General features: G+C 39.7%; 10 protein-coding genes and 1 pseudogene. 9 read left to right on the top strand and 2 right to left on the bottom strand.

From position 1 onward, the window contains the following. Positions 1 to 302 precede the first annotated feature (302 nt). The 3 genes from NE638_RS01825 (at position 303) to NE638_RS01815 (ending at position 2,844) form a co-directional block, all read left to right on the top strand. Positions 303 to 866 carry a hypothetical protein gene (locus tag NE638_RS01825; protein ID WP_244092656.1) on the top strand — a complete coding sequence of 188 codons (564 nt, stop codon included), beginning with the start codon at positions 303 to 305 and terminating at the stop codon, positions 864 to 866. Positions 867 to 1,122: 256 nt separating this feature from the next. Beyond that, positions 1,123 to 1,533 (top strand): IS200/IS605 family transposase, encoded by a 411-nt coding sequence (tnpA, locus tag NE638_RS01820; RefSeq protein ID WP_173745708.1) that lies wholly within the window; start codon positions 1,123 to 1,125, stop codon positions 1,531 to 1,533. A 54-nt stretch (positions 1,534 to 1,587) separates the two neighbouring features. After that, positions 1,588 to 2,844 carry an RNA-guided endonuclease InsQ/TnpB family protein gene (locus NE638_RS01815; protein WP_244092655.1) on the top strand — a complete coding sequence of 419 codons (1,257 nt, stop codon included), beginning with the start codon at positions 1,588 to 1,590 and terminating at the stop codon, positions 2,842 to 2,844. A 121-nt stretch (positions 2,845 to 2,965) separates the two neighbouring features. Here NE638_RS01815 and NE638_RS01810 read toward each other — a convergent pair whose 3' ends face one another. Further along, positions 2,966 to 3,829 carry an AraC family transcriptional regulator gene (locus tag NE638_RS01810; RefSeq protein WP_173741623.1) on the bottom strand — a complete coding sequence of 288 codons (864 nt, stop codon included), beginning with the start codon at positions 3,827 to 3,829 and terminating at the stop codon, positions 2,966 to 2,968. A gap of 199 nt (positions 3,830 to 4,028) precedes the next feature. Here NE638_RS01810 and NE638_RS01805 point away from each other — a divergent pair, with 199 nt between their 5' ends. From NE638_RS01805 to uvrB, 6 genes and pseudogenes are all read left to right on the top strand, one after another. After that, positions 4,029 to 7,067 carry a glycoside hydrolase family 2 TIM barrel-domain containing protein gene (locus NE638_RS01805; RefSeq protein ID WP_173745707.1) on the top strand — a complete coding sequence of 1,013 codons (3,039 nt, stop codon included), beginning with the start codon at positions 4,029 to 4,031 and terminating at the stop codon, positions 7,065 to 7,067. A gap of 169 nt (positions 7,068 to 7,236) precedes the next feature. Beyond that, positions 7,237 to 8,634 (top strand): annotated as a pseudogene (locus tag NE638_RS01800) (MFS transporter). Positions 8,635 to 8,985: 351 nt separating this feature from the next. Continuing rightward, positions 8,986 to 9,786 carry a helix-turn-helix transcriptional regulator gene (locus NE638_RS01795; protein WP_019163021.1) on the top strand — a complete coding sequence of 267 codons (801 nt, stop codon included), beginning with the start codon at positions 8,986 to 8,988 and terminating at the stop codon, positions 9,784 to 9,786. A gap of 161 nt (positions 9,787 to 9,947) precedes the next feature. Beyond that, on the top strand, positions 9,948 to 10,760 hold the full coding sequence (locus NE638_RS01790) for an HAD-IIA family hydrolase (RefSeq protein ID WP_021652318.1): 813 nt from the start codon (positions 9,948 to 9,950) through the stop codon (positions 10,758 to 10,760). A gap of 32 nt (positions 10,761 to 10,792) precedes the next feature. Then, a complete protein-coding gene (locus tag NE638_RS01785; RefSeq protein ID WP_015527045.1) occupies positions 10,793 to 11,341 on the top strand; it encodes a hypothetical protein in 549 nt (182 codons plus the stop codon). A gap of 709 nt (positions 11,342 to 12,050) precedes the next feature. Next, positions 12,051 to 14,039, top strand: coding sequence for an excinuclease ABC subunit UvrB (gene uvrB, locus NE638_RS01780; RefSeq protein ID WP_138277199.1), 1,989 nt, complete (start codon positions 12,051 to 12,053; stop codon positions 14,037 to 14,039). An 86-nt stretch (positions 14,040 to 14,125) separates the two neighbouring features. On the opposite strand, the gene NE638_RS01775 is transcribed toward uvrB, so the two are convergent. Next, positions 14,126 to 15,298, bottom strand: a complete 1,173-nt coding sequence (locus NE638_RS01775) for an Ig-like domain-containing protein (RefSeq protein ID WP_173745706.1) — start codon at positions 15,296 to 15,298, stop codon at positions 14,126 to 14,128. Positions 15,299 to 15,362: the final 64 nt, after the last annotated feature.

Raw genomic sequence — 15,362 nt, 5'->3', positions numbered from 1 at the left:
TGAGTGGAGCAGGCTCTGCCTTTTTGTGTGGTGCAGTAAAAAGTATAGAACAAATATTCGGTTGCCCTATACTTTTTTACGCTGAATGACATACTGTAAAAGCAACAATAATAAAGATAAAAGCACTCTCTTTACATATAGTAACAGGCAGTATTTACATATCCACAAATTTCAGAACAACAAGGAGAACCGTATGGATCATTTCAAATTACACTCCGAATACCAACCCACAGGAGACCAGCCTCAGGCTATCGAAAAACTGGTCAATCATTATAGTGCTTCTTATTGTAGTGGGAATATCTATGGTTACTTTTGGATCCATCGTATGTAATAAATTGCGACAACCACAAAACTATATTGAAGCAGTAGACTCAGATAGTATAGAAATGAAAACTGCTGAATTGTTATCAGGAATTGATGGAACAATGATGTTTCGATACAATTCAAGGGATACATTTAAAACGTTATCTATTTACTTGTCAGAATATCAGCTTGGACAACGAGTTTCACATAAAAAAGTTTTGGAACTTTCCTATGAAGATGTGAAATCTTCCACAAATGGATTGATTGTCATTACACCGGATTTTGATAATTTTACTGCAAAGCTCATCGCAGCAGATAAATATTCAAAATATATGACAGAAATACCAATTTTGGAGGGAGTTAAAAACAGGGAATATTATGGAAGATCAGCAACGACTATTGAAAACAAATGCAAGATAGAGTATGGAACAGAGCAAGGATTAGCAGCACTGATTTATGGAGAAAAAGGGTTAAGCTCGTTGCCAATACAGGATATTGCAGGGGAGCATATAGATACAGATAATGAGTACATGTATTACTATTCGGTTGAATTTATAAAATAGCACTAATAAAAAGAAGAGGATGTTACGTAATCTGCTTTGATTCGTTGGCATCCTTTTTTGATATTTAGGACAATAAGCGGGAATCCTTGGCAATTCAATTACCGAGATGAAAGCGCAGGATTGTGCATATCTGCACATTGAAATAATATAATAATCTCCCAATCCCTTGGTATTAATGCCGTAACCGGCATATAATCAATCGAAAATATGTTCGTTTTTTATTGCGCATTTCTACTTGTTATGTTATACTATATGTATGAAAGAAAAGCTAATACATTACAGGACTTGTGTGTGTAATATTAATTACCATATGGTGTGGTCGGTGAAATACCGGCGGAAGATATTAAACCCAGAAATTGAGGAATACCTAAAGGAACTGGTGCAGCAGATCGCTGAGGATAAAGGTTTTACTGTTCATTTATTTGAATGTGGTGAAGGTGATCATGTCCACTGTTTTGTATCAGCTCCACCAAAACTGTCCATAACAGCGATTGTCAAGTATCTGAAGGGGATCACCGGCAGAAAACTGTTCGAACGTTTTCCGGAAATAAGAGACCAGCTATGGAAGGGAGAGCTGTGGAACCATTCCTATTATGTGGAAACGATCGGATCTGTATCGGAGGAAAATATCCGCCGTTATATTGAGCATCAGAGCAAGTCGTATTAAACCAAGGTGGAGTGTAGATTTCTATCTGCATAGCTGTCCAAAGGGGGAAGAGGAATGCTGCTGTCACACAGAACATCTGTAAAGATCCGGCCGGAATATTCCAATATCATAGGGCATATGTGTTATGCAGCTTCCAAACTCTGGAATGTCTGCAACTACGAACGTCATCATTATAAAGAGCTGGGACTGGAAAAGTATCCTGACTGGTATTATCAGAAAAAAGCGCATAAAGGAGATCTGTGGTACAGACAGCTTCCGTCACAGACAGCACAGGAGACCTGCAAGCAGCTGGACAAAGCATGGAGATCTTTCTATGTCCTGAAAAAGACCGGAGGGATCAAAGATCCAAATCCGCCCCGTTTTAAACAGGACAATATCCCGGTCACATACATGCAGATGGGGATCCGGCATGAGAAAGGTTCAGACCAGCTGCGGCTGTCTCTGCCAAAGGATCTGAAAATCTATATGGAAGAAACCTATGGGATCCATGAAAGATTTCTATATCTTGAAAATAAGATTTTCAGGGACATGGATCATATAAAACAATTGCGGATCTATCCGCCGGAAAACGGAAAATGTGACCTTATCGTTATCTATGAGATTGAAGGACCAGAGCAGCTTTCCCAGAATGGACATTATTTATCTATTGATCCTGGACTTCATAATCTGATGACCTGTTATGATTCCGGAAATGGCCGGACTTTTATCCTTGGAAGGAAATATCTTTCATTGGAAAGATACTTTCATAAAGAGATCGCCAGAGTGCAGTCTGTTTGGTATGCGCAGCAATCGGAAAGAGGGATAAGATATCCAGGATCATCGAAACATATCCAGAGACTTTACAGAAAAAAGCAGAATACAGTGAAGGATTATCTTCATAAAGTGACCAGATGGATTGCAGAATACTGCAGAAAAGAAGATATCCGCTGTGTGGTTGTGGGAGATATCCGAAATATCCGTAAAGAGAAAGATATGGGGCATAAAGTCAACCAGAAGTTTCACGGACTGCCATATAACAGGCTTTATATCATGCTGGGATATAAGCTGAAACTGTATGGGATCCAATTGATAAAACAGGAGGAAAGCTATACCAGCCAGTGCAGTCCGTTATCACCGGAAGTATCAAAAAGATATGCAGAAGCAACAAACCGAAAAGAACGGGGTATGTATATAACTGACAGAGTAAGCTACAATGCAGATGCAGTAGGCGCATTTAATATCCTGCGGAAATATCTTTCCGTATCCGGAAAGCAGAAGGAACTGTCCGTAACCGGACTAAAAAATCCAGAAGTAATAAAAGTAGCTGTATAGCCGAAAGGCAAGCAGTATTGGTGTCATGGACGCACCCTGAAAAAAGGCGGTATCCCGCCAGATTTCAGATGCTCTGGTAACTAAGTTGCCGAGTAGTTCACTTTTTATGACATTATAGATTTCATAACCTATTTCTTATTTTTCGGTATTCTCTTGGCGAATATCCTTTCAATTTGTGAAAAAGCCGACTGAAATAAAGCTGGTTATCATATCCGACAATCTTAGAAATCTCATTGATGGAATAAGTTGTTGTTTCTAGTAACATCTGAGCATTGTTGATGCGGATTCCCACAATGAATTGCATTGGTGTAGAACCGGTATATTTTTTGAAATTTCGGATAAACCAGCTGACACTCATGCCTCGTGAGGCAGCATAATCATCAATATTGATATTTTGATTGTAGTTTTCACTGAAAAAGGTAACAGCATTATCCATCTCATGATCAAGGTATTCATTTTTTAATATGTGCTCTCTTGTCAGTTCCCGGTGGAAACTGATCAGAAGATGACGTAGCAAAAGGACAAGCATTTCCTCATAATTGTCTTGACAGCGTTGGAGTTCGATAATGATACGTTTGAAAATTTGTTCATATTCATTAGATGTACCCACTTGAAAGACACGTTCTTTATCTGGAAACCCATATTGACGTAAGATATTTTTCACATTGCTTCCTGTGAAGTGAATCCAGTATACTTCTGTCTTATCTTCTCCGTAATATTCATATTTTTGGAGTTCTTTCGGTCTGTACAGTACAATGTTGCCGGCTGGAACAATCGTTTCATTATTTACATTATCAAAATGAAAATGCCCACAACCAGCAGTGATATATATAATCTGATAATCCAGACGACCCTTTGGACGGTAGGTCGGAAGTTTGGGATGTCTGGAAAGACGGTAAGTACCACAGCTACCTACAATCAGCGGACGACTTTTGTCTTTGAAATCCATATGTGAGTGGTTCAAATAACCGGTGTTCAAATACATAGGACAGCACCTCTTTTCGTATTTTTTATCATTGTATCATTTAGTGCATATTTTGTCTAATCCAATTCATAGACATATTTTGCGGATTAGGATAAGCTATATATAACATAACTAAGGAACGTAAACAAAAAGTAAAGTATAAGGTTTGCTTTAGGAAAACAAAGAACAAAAAAGTATATGTATTGGAGGAGAGCTATTTATGATCGTACCACGTTATTATGAAAATCTAAGCGTACTGCACGAAAACACAATGCCAGCCAGAGCCTATTATATTCCGGCATCCAGAAGAATGGATAACTTGGTGGAACACAGAGAAGAGTCAGATCGTATGCAGTTATTGAATGGAACTTGGAAATTCCAGTATTTTAACAGCATCTATGACATTCAGGATTCTTTCTTTGAGAAGAATTATGATACAGAAAATTTTGATGAGATTCAGGTTCCAAGTGTATGGCAGATGGCTGGATATGATACACATCAGTATACAAACATCCGGTATCCATTTCCGTTTGATCCACCATATGTGCCACAGGACATTCCGTGTGGAGCCTATGTACATACTTTTGAGTACAGTAGAGATGAGAAAGCGCCAAAATCTTTTTTGAACTTTGAAGGAGTAGACAGTTGCTTTTACGTATGGATCAATGGCTCTTACATAGGATACAGCCAGGTTTCGCATATGACCAGTGAGTTTGATGTTACCGATGTACTTCAGGATGGAACGAATACGGTGGCAGTGTTGGTAATGAAGTGGTGTGATGGTTCCTATTTGGAAGATCAGGACAAATTCCGTATGAGTGGTATTTTCCGGGATGTGTACATTTTGAAACGCCCAAAACAGGCAATCAGTGATTATCATATTAAAACAAGAATTGAGGATATGCTTGCGAAAGTAGAAATTGAAATGAAATTCTACTCTCCGTTAAATGTAAAAATTTCGATTGAAGATAGAAACGGAGCAGTTGTAGCACTAGGAAGTATTGCTGAAGAAGGAACAGCTGTATTAGAAATCGCAAGTCCAGAACTTTGGAATACAGAAAATCCATATCTATATAAACTGATTCTTGAAACAGAGAATGAAGTAATAGTAGATCACATTGCATTAAGAAAGATAGAGATTAAAGACCAGGTTATTTATTTAAATGGACAGAAGATTAAATTCCGTGGTGTCAATCGACATGATTCTGATCCGGTTACTGGATTTACAATCAATCCGGAACAGATTACAACCGATCTTACGTTAATGAAGCAGCATAATTTTAATGCGATCCGTTCCAGCCACTATCCGAACGCACCATTTTTCTATGAAATGTGTGACAAGTATGGATTCATGGTAATAGATGAAGCAGATATTGAAGCTCATGGTCCATTTATGATCTACAGAAAAGAAGACACTGATTACAATCGGTTCAAACGATGGAATGAGAAGATTGCAGATGATCCGGTATGGGAAGAGGCAATCGTTGATCGCGTAAAACTCATGGTGGAACGTGACAAAAACCGTTTCTGTATTGTTATGTGGTCAATGGGAAATGAGAGTGCTTATGGCTGCAACTTTGAAAAAGCACTGGAATGGACAAAGAATTTTGATCCAGACCGTATCACACAATATGAGAGTGCAAGATACCGTAATTATGATGAAACATATGATTACAGCAATCTGGATGTGTACAGCCGGATGTACCCAGCGCTTTCCGAAATTCAGGAATATCTGGATAAAGATGGAAGCAAACCCTTCCTTTTGGTAGAGTACTGTCACAGCATGGGAAACGGACCTGGAGATTTTGAAGATTACTTCCAGATGATTCAGGATAATGATAAAATGTGCGGCGGCTTTGTCTGGGAATGGTGTGATCATGCGATTGCTCATGGAACTGCTGAGAATGGAAAGACTATATATGCTTATGGGGGCGACCATGGCGAAGAAATTCATGATGGCAACTTCTGTATGGATGGATTAGTATATCCGGACAGAACGGTACATACAGGACTTTTGGAATACAAGAATGTTTATCGCCCGGCAAGAGTTATTTCCTATAACAAAGAAAGCGGAGAACTGGTGCTTCATAACTACATGGATTTTGATGACTTGAAAGATTATGTGAAGATTAGTTATGAGCTGACACAGGATGGTCTTGTGATCAGCAAAGGCATACTTCCGGAGTTTTCTGTGGCACCACACGGGGAAGGAAAAACAAACCTGAAGATCAATGTTCCAGAGAATGGGAAATGTTATTTAAAACTTATTTACCATCTGAAAAAAGAATTGCCACTGTTGGATGAAGACCATATTCTTGGATTTGATGAAATTGAGGTAAGTAAAGAGGATACAAAATGTAAACTTGCAGAGAAATGGATACCAAAAACAGTAGTGGACACTGAATTACAGGTAAATGAAAATGATACACAGATTCATATCAAGGGGCGTGAATTTGCTTATACCATAGACAAACGTACTGCACTCTTTACAGAGATGAAATTCGCAGGGCGGGAATACTTGAACCATCCGATGGAATTAAATATTTGGAGAGCTCCAACAGATAACGATATGTACATCAAGTCTGAATGGAAGAAAGCCCACTATGATAAGGCTTACACAAGAGCCTATACGACAGAGGTTGTGCAGGGAAAACATGGTGTGAAAATTACAAGCCATGCATCCGTTGTGGCAGAGACAGTACAGAAGATTCTTGATGTGACGATTACATGGAAAATAGAAGCTGCTGGAAAGATTGATGCAGATATTGCAGTAACAAAAGACGATGAATTCCCGGATCTTCCGAGATTTGGTGTGAGGATGTTCCTGGATAAAAAACTTTCAGCTGTAAGATACTTTGGAATGGGACCACAGGAAAGTTATTGTGATAAACATCAGGCTGCGAGCCACGGTTTGTACCGGGCAGATGTAGGGGATTTACATGAGGACTATATCCGTCCACAGGAAAATGGAAGCCATTATGATTGTGAATATGTAGAGCTTAACAACAGCCGATATGGAATTGTGGCATCCGCAGAAAAGGCATTTTCATTCAATGCTTCTTATTATACACAGGAAGAACTTGAGAAGAAAACGCATAATTATGAATTAATAGAATCAGATAGTGTAGTATTCTGTGTTGACTACGCATTAAATGGCATTGGTTCTAATAGTTGTGGTCCAGTTGTATTGGAGCAGTACCGATTTGATGATGTATTATTCCGGTTCCAGTTTACACTGATACCGTATGTAAAGGGATAATAAAGTTTCATGTAACCCGTAAACAAGGAAAGAGAGTCTGATTGTTATGTAAAGTCCGGATATACAGAGCAATCAGACAAAAACAGAGAAAAAACTAGAATAAGACATCATACTCTGTTAGACATCTTGAAATTCTAAGTGCGATGAAGATGAGGAGCAAAGAAATTCGATGGAAGAAAAAAAGTATTTGAAATGGTATAACAAAATTGGATATGGATCAGGTGATATTGCAGGTAATGTAGTCTATGCCTTCCTGACATCTTTTATGATGGTCTATCTGACGGACTCAGTAGGACTTGCTGCAGGTGTCGTAGGTACCCTGATTGCCGTATCAAAACTATTTGATGGTTTTACGGATATATTTTTTGGATCAATGATTGACAAAACACACAGTAAAATGGGAAAAGCAAAACCCTGGATGCTATATGGATATATTGGTTGTGCCATTACGCTGGTCTGCTGTTTTGCAATACCAGTCAGCTTGGGAACAACGGCTAAATATGCATGGTTCTTTATCTCTTATACACTGTTAAATGGTGTGTTTTATACAGCAAACAATATTGCTTATTCAGCACTTACGTCACTGATTACAAAGAACAGCAAAGAGCGTGTACAGATGTGATCTTACCGTTTTATTTTTGCATTTTCAACAAGTCTTCTGATTCAGGCGATTACAGTTGGATTTGTAGATAAATGTGGTGGAGATGCTGCGGCATGGAGAACGGTTGCTATTATCTATGCAATCATTGGTCTGGTCGTAAATACGATTTCAGCACTTTCTGTTAAGGAACTTCCGGAGGAAGAACTTAACGAAGGAGAAGTAAAGGATGATAATGAAAAGTACGGAATGGTACAGGCATTCAAGCTTCTTGTTAAAAACAAATATTACATGATGATTTGTGGAACATATATTTTACAGCAGTTATATGGTGCCATGATTGGAGCTGGCATTTATTACATGACATGGGTACTGAAAAATAAGAATTTGTTTGGACAATTTGCATGGGCAGTAAATATTCCACTGATCATTGCCCTGATTTTCACACCGACATTAGTTGGTAAGTGGAAAGGTATGTATAAACTGAACTTAAGAGGTTATGTCTTAGCAGTCATCGGTAGAGCACTTGTTGTTGTTGCCGGATATATGGGCAGTGTTCCGCTGATGATGGCATTTACAGCTCTTGCAGCCTTAGGTCAGGGACCATGGCAGGGAGATATGAATGCAGTTATCGCATCCTGCTCTGAGTACACTTATCTTACACAGGGAAAGAGAATTGACGGAACGATGTACTCTTGTACTTCTCTTGGCGTAAAAATCGGTGGAGGTATTGGAACCGCTGTTGTTGGATGGCTGCTTGAGTTCAGTGGATATATCGGAACAAATGCAACTCAGCCGCAGTCTGCACTTGATATGATGCAGTTTATGTATCTTTGGCTTCCGTTAATCTTTGATGTATTGATTATGTTTGTACTTTCAAGAATGAATGTAGAAGATGCAAATAAAAAACTGAAAGCAGAAAAAGAAATTGCTGCAGATGAAGTAACAGATGCATCAGACATAAATTAGAATTGACAGGAGAAAGCGTTGTCTGGTCGTTGCTCGATGAGACAGTGCTTTTTTCTATATATAAAGTGATTGAACTGTATTTTGAAAATAAAAAAGGACCACTTCATTTTTGTGAAATGGCCTTAAGAAAATATTCAGTTTTCACAAAATAGTCCTTTTAGTATTTATACATGGTAAGGATGCTCAAAATATTCAGTGTAGAATACTAAAAGGCCATTCAGATATTTTTTTAGGTTGCTCATTTGCAATTCCTCCTTTCCTTATTTACAAGTTGATTATAAGATAGGTGTAAAAGGATTGCTTGCCAAATCGAAAGAAGATATAGACAAATGTTGCAAAGGGGAGTATTTCATGCAGTTAAAATATGTTGACACAAAAGAGGAGATCATAGCAATAAATAGGAAGTCAAAACATATTGAACCACATCTTCATAATGCACTGGAGATCGTTTGTGTAACAAGTGGAGCATTAGAACTTGGTGTCGGACAGGAACTATACCATATGGAAAAAGGAGATATAGGCTTTGTATTTCCAGATGTTATTCATCACTATCAGGTACTGACACCCGGTGTAAATAAAGCGACTTATCTGATTGCATCGCCATTTACGATAGCCAAATTTGCAGATATCATGCAATCCATGGCTCCTGAATACCCAATCATCAAAGCGGAAAAGGTTGAACCGGAGGTATATAGGGTTATAAATGCAATTTTAGAGACAGAACAGTCGGATATTACTGTTGCACAGGCATATCTTCAAATTGTGTTGGCACGCTGCATAGGAAAATTAAATTTGGTAGAAAAGAGCAGTGTGGGGAGCAACGATCTTATTTACCAGACAGTTTCCTATATATCAGCAAATTTCAAGAAGAAGTTTTCGTTGGAAGAGATGGCAAAAGACCTGGGCGTGAGCAAATATGTTTTATCCAGACTCTTTTCCAAGACATTCCATAGAAACTTTAATCAATATCTTAATGATGCAAGGCTGAACTATGCATGCCATCGTTTGGAAAATACGAGTGATTCTATTACAAATATTTGTCTGGATAGTGGATTTGAAAGTCAGAGAACGTTTAACCGAGTATTTAAAGAAAGATATAAAATATCACCAAGTGATTATCGAAGTACTTGTGTGAAAGAGATGTTGTCATAAAAGGTTCTGTTGATCGAAATATTTACTTTGATTTTACAGTGCTATGTATTTGATTTCATGTGTGGATGATATAATAAAAAAATATTTGTAGAAAATAGCGCTTTATTTTATTATGAAAAGAGTAAGGTGTATTCTAAAGAAACAAGAAAGGCAGGGCGCATATGAACATGATAAAATCCATAATCGATTTTAATGAAAAAAAAGGATTCATCTGTGATATGGATGGTGTGATCTATCATGGCAATCAGATATTGCCAGGTGTTCCAGAATTCATCCAGTGGTTGCATGATGAAAAGAAAGAATATTTGTTTTTGACAAATAATAGTGGATATACACCACGAGAATTAAATCAGAAACTGGCTAGGATGGGACTTGATGTGCCAGAAGAACATTTTTATACCAGTGCATTGGCAACAGCCGCATTTTTAAAAGAACAGGCGGCAGGCTGTTCGGCATTTGTGATAGGAGAAGCCGGCCTGTTAAATGCACTTTATGATGTAGGTATCACAATGAATGATGTAAATCCGGATTATGTTGTTGTGGGAGAGGGACGCTCCTATTCATTGGATACCTTAACGAAAGCAACGAATTTAGTTCTGAAAGGTGCAAAGCTGATCGGAGCAAACTCAGATGTTTCCGGACCGATTGAGAACGGCATTGCTCCTGCTTGTCGTGCATTGATTGCACCTATAGAAATGGCAACAGGTACACAGGCATATTTCTGTGGGAAACCGAATCCACTGATGATGAGAACAGGATTGAATATGCTTGGATGTCATTCAGCAGAAGCTGTAATGGTTGGGGATCGTATGGATACAGATGTGATTTCAGGAATGGAAAGTGGTATGTCTACTGTATTGGTTCTCTCTGGATGTTCAACGAAGGATACACTCAAAACTTATGCTTATCTTCCGACAATGGTATTGAATGGAGTGGGAGATATCGCCAGTATGGCAAAAGCAAAAGAGGAATAGTGTGATTAGGCAAATACCAGGAGGTAAAGTATATGATGAAACTTGATAATTTTGTAGGAATGATGACAGGACATTTTGATAATAAGGATCAATTTAATAAGATGCAGGCAGAAGGGAAAACATATCCATATGCGGAACATGTAAATACAATCTGTAATGACAAAATAAATAACCTTCCTGAAGATTTCAAAGGAAAATTTGTTGTTGAAGAGAGTTATTATGAAATTAATGGAAAACGTCATGCATCTCCACATCTTTTCCTTATCACGGAAATAGAACAGGGAATTTTACTTTCTTCTTATAAAATTCCAAAAGGAGAAGATAAAAATACATTTTCATATGATTCTATGAAGAATGTTGATTACTCTAAACTAGAAAAATCTGAAAAATTTAATCCGGCACTTTATCATGAAAAGGACGGAATCTGGGAGGGAGGCAGCACAAGCCAGTTCTCTCCGGTAATGACATTCAAACTTTGGGAAAAGTTTTCCAACAATTTTCTGGAAGTATCGGAAAGCATGGAAGTTAATGGAAAGAGAACTTTTGGATATGATGAACCAATAATTTATAAGCGTGTATAATCAAAGGTCTGCATATTGGGATGAACTTCAGTTTGTAGAGGACTCGATGAATTTGCGTAATATTGGGCGTTACATGAATGTTAATTTAAGAAAATAATATGCTAAGCAAAAGCGGGATAACTTTTCAAATATAAAAATAAGCGATATTATAAAAATTCTTTTTCAATTAAAAATAAGAAATAATTATCTGCCGTACGACGGCAAAAGAAAAAAGCCGTCGTACAGCAGTCATTTGACACGCCCGTATAAAACGGCGGCTTTGACTTTTCAAAGTCGCTGTTTCTTTGCGTTTACGCAAACTTATCATATTGAGTGAAGTATCGAAAGTGATTGAAATAGACTTAATTCTGGAGGAATATTTCAACGCAGCATGATAAAAAATAGAATAGTAGTGATAGAAAAAAGTACAAATAAGAATCGAACATTTGTACTTTTTTCTTGCGTTAATCTATATACTTTCAAAAATTTATTTGATATAATAGGGACTGTTACAAGAACAAACAGTAAAAATATGACAGGACCGGAGGTTAGTATTTTCAGGTATTTCCGAGTGCTGTTTTATCCGCAAATATTAGTTTTGTGACTTTTATTCGTAACGAGGTGAGAAACACATCTATTCACTATAAAAATGAGCTTTTCGTTACGAATCTGGATACGAATTTTTGGCTGATAATGATCATAGTAAAAGTCACAAATGGAGGGATTTACCATGAATGAGTTCAAATTAAAAGCCCCATACAAGCCAACCGGCGATCAGCCCCAGGCCATCGAGAAATTGGTCGAGGGATTTAAAGAAGGCAACCAGTTCGAGACTTTGCTTGGTGTTACTGGCTCCGGTAAGACTTTCACAATGGCGAATGTCATTGCCCAGTTAAATAAACCAACTCTGGTACTTGCCCACAATAAAACACTGGCGGCCCAGCTTTACGGTGAGATGAAAGAATTTTTTCCTGAGAACGCAGTGGAATATTTTGTCTCCTACTACGACTACTACCAGCCGGAGGCTTACGTTCCTTCCACAGACACTTACATCGCTAAGGACGCATCCACTAACGATGAGATCGATAAGCTCCGTCTCTCCGCCACAGCAGCCTTATGTGAGCGCAAGGATGTGATCGTGGTTTCGTCGGTATCCTGTATCTATGGCTTAGGTGCGCCGCAGGAATTTTTTGATATGATGATCTCACTTCGGCCGGGGATGGAGAAGGATCGTGACGAGGTTATCAAACAGCTGATCGATATCCAGTACACAAGAAATGAGATGGATTTTCACCGTGGAACCTTTCGTGTCCGGGGTGATGTGCTGGAGATTTTTCCGGCGAATTCTACAGACCGGGCAGTGCGGGTGGAGTTTTTCGGAGATGAGATCGAGCGTATCACAGATATCGATGTGCTTACCGGAGAGATCAAAAGTGTGGAAAGCCATGCAGCGATTTTCCCTGCATCTCATTACGTTGTGCCTCAGGAGCAGATCCGTCGTGCAGCAGATGCCATTTTGGAAGAGATGAAGCAGCAGGTGGAATACTTTAAAAGTGAGGATAAGCTGATCGAGGCTCAGAGAATTGCGGAGCGTACCAACTTTGATGTGGAAATGATGAAGGAAACGGGATTCTGCTCCGGGATCGAGAACTACTCCAGGCACCTGACAGGGCTTGCACCGGGGCAGCCACCGTATACACTGATGGATTACTTCGGAGATGATTTTTTACTTATTATAGATGAGTCCCATAAGACAGTTCCCCAGGTTGGCGGTATGTATGCCGGTGATCAGAGCCGTAAACAGACACTGGTGGATTACGGCTTCCGACTTCCGTCTGCTAAGGATAACCGTCCATTGAGCTTTGATGAATTCGAGAACAAGCTTGACCAGGTAATGTTTGTATCTGCGACACCGGGAGAATATGAATATGACCATGAGCTTCTCCGCGCAGAGCAGATCATCCGTCCTACAGGGCTTCTTGATCCGAAGGTGGAGGTGCGTCCGATCGAAGGACAGATCGATGATCTTGTAGCAGAAGTAAATAAGGAAATTGAAAAGAAAAACAAAGTCCTGATCACGACCCTGACCAAACGTATGGCAGAGGACCTTACCGATTATATGAAGGATCTGGGAATCCGTGTCCGATACCTTCATTCAGACATTGACACTCTGGAACGTGCGGAAATCATTCGCGATATGCGCCTGGATGTGTTTGATGTGCTAGTCGGGATCAACCTTCTGCGAGAAGGACTGGATATTCCGGAGATCACGCTGGTAGCGATCCTGGATGCAGATAAGGAAGGCTTCCTTCGTTCGGAAACATCCCTGGTACAGACTATCGGCCGTGCTGCCCGGAACAGCGAAGGCCATGTGATCATGTATGCAGATAATATGACAGAATCCATGGAAAAAGCAATCTCGGAGACAGAAAGAAGGAGAGCGATACAGGAGGCTTACAACAGGGAGCATGGCATCACTCCAACCACGATCAAGAAGGCGGTCCGTGATCTGATCGCTGTTTCGAAGAAGGTGGCAGAGACAGAAGTGAAGCTTAAAAAGGATCCGGAATCCATGAACCGAAAAGAACTGACGAAGGTGATCGCTCAGGTAGAGAAGCAGATGCGCGCTGCGGCAGCAGACCTGAATTTCGAGCAGGCTGCTGAGCTGAGAGACAAGATGCTCGAATTAAAAAAGAATTTGGAAGAATTAACGGAATAGGCTGCGAAGCAGCTGACAGTACAACACCCCTGGCTGTTACAGCCAGGGGTGTTGCCGGGTATGCTCGATCTGTTTTTGGGAAAAGCTTATTTTGTAGTTGAAAAGCCCAGGGAGCGCAGGGTGATGCCGGAGCCCTTGAGAAGATCAGTCCAATATGGAACAGCCATATCCAGAGTGTCGTTGGCAAGCTCGGAAGCATCTTTTTGTGTCAGGATTTCATAAGGATCTGTAAGCTTCTGGAAGTGGAAGGATAAATTAGAGGATTCATTCCTGATGGCGGAAAGCGGAGCGGAGCTGCTCATAGTGGCGATCAGTGTACCGGATTCATCATCAGGAAGTATGCTCATGTAAAAATAAAAGTTTAAAGAAGCCGCAGTAGAATTCATCGGGAAAGTCAAAGTAATATCACTTTTTAAATCATCATGGCTGGAAAACCGGAAATAGAATTTAAAACTGTTGTTTTTTGGAATGTATGTGATACTTCGATATTCATCTACGGAAACCTGCATAGAAGAAGATGACGAACCCAAACCGCCTAAATCCATATCGATTTTTTTTGATTCATCGTGTGTGTTAAGCTCGATTTTTACGCTTCCATCACTGGCCTTTTTGCCTTTGCTCAGAATGTGGTTTTTTAATTTTATGCCGGGCTTCGGAGCTGCGGTAGGGGTTGGTTTTGCCGGGGCGGAAGTCGGGGCTGGTTTTACTGGAGCAGCTTTTTTCTGGATTTTAACCTTGCAGACAAAGCGGATCCCGTTTACCTGAGCAGTAATTGTAGCATTTCCTGCAGATTTTGCAAAAAGCTTGCCTGCTTTGTTTACAGTGACGATTTTGGAATTGCTGCTCTTCCAGGTGATCTTCTGATTGGTACCACTAAGCTTCAGCTGATATGTCTGACTGACTTTCAGAGTTACTGCGGTTTTGTTCAGCTTCGGGGCATGTACAGTGACTTTGCAGGTGTATTTCCTTTTGGAAACGGTTCCTGTAATGGTGGCAGAGCCTTTAGCCTTTGCCTGAAGTTTGCCTGCTTTGTTTACAGCGACGATCTTGGAATTGCTGCTCTTCCAGGTGATTTTCTGCCATTTTTTGAGACCGGTGATCTTCAGTGTTCTGCTCTGCCCCTTGATCATGGTAAGCTTGGAAGAACTGATCCTGGGAGCGGCCTCTGTAACACAGACTGTGCCAGGCAGAATTGCCGATTCTGCCGGAAGCATGGTCAGTACAAAGACTGTTATCAGAGATATCAGGATTTTTTCCATTTTTTCATAGCGATCCCTCCTTCGAAAAAATATGATGGTTCTCTTTATTGATTGATTATAAGTA

This window comes from Blautia sp. MSK.18.38, assembly GCF_024460535.1.
Lineage (GTDB): Bacteria > Bacillota > Clostridia > Lachnospirales > Lachnospiraceae > Blautia_A > Blautia_A fusiformis.
Note: the sequence above shows the minus strand (reverse complement) of the source record. Positions and strands in the feature narration are given on the sequence as shown.

Excerpts from the sequence above, each read along its gene's own strand:
- uvrB (WP_138277199.1), top strand. The coding sequence starts at position 12,051 with ATGAATGAGTTCAAATTAAAAGCCCCATACAAGCCAACCGGCGATCAG.
- NE638_RS01805 (WP_173745707.1), top strand. The coding sequence starts at position 4,029 with ATGATCGTACCACGTTATTATGAAAATCTAAGCGTACTGCACGAAAAC.
- NE638_RS01785 (WP_015527045.1), top strand. The coding sequence starts at position 10,793 with ATGATGAAACTTGATAATTTTGTAGGAATGATGACAGGACATTTTGAT.
- NE638_RS01795 (WP_019163021.1), top strand. The coding sequence starts at position 8,986 with ATGCAGTTAAAATATGTTGACACAAAAGAGGAGATCATAGCAATAAAT.
- NE638_RS01825 (WP_244092656.1), top strand. The coding sequence starts at position 303 with ATGGTTACTTTTGGATCCATCGTATGTAATAAATTGCGACAACCACAA.
- NE638_RS01790 (WP_021652318.1), top strand. The coding sequence starts at position 9,948 with ATGAACATGATAAAATCCATAATCGATTTTAATGAAAAAAAAGGATTC.
- NE638_RS01810 (WP_173741623.1), bottom strand. The coding sequence starts at position 3,829 with ATGTATTTGAACACCGGTTATTTGAACCACTCACATATGGATTTCAAA.
- NE638_RS01775 (WP_173745706.1), bottom strand. The coding sequence starts at position 15,298 with ATGGAAAAAATCCTGATATCTCTGATAACAGTCTTTGTACTGACCATG.
- NE638_RS01815 (WP_244092655.1), top strand. The coding sequence starts at position 1,588 with ATGCTGCTGTCACACAGAACATCTGTAAAGATCCGGCCGGAATATTCC.
- tnpA (WP_173745708.1), top strand. The coding sequence starts at position 1,123 with ATGAAAGAAAAGCTAATACATTACAGGACTTGTGTGTGTAATATTAAT.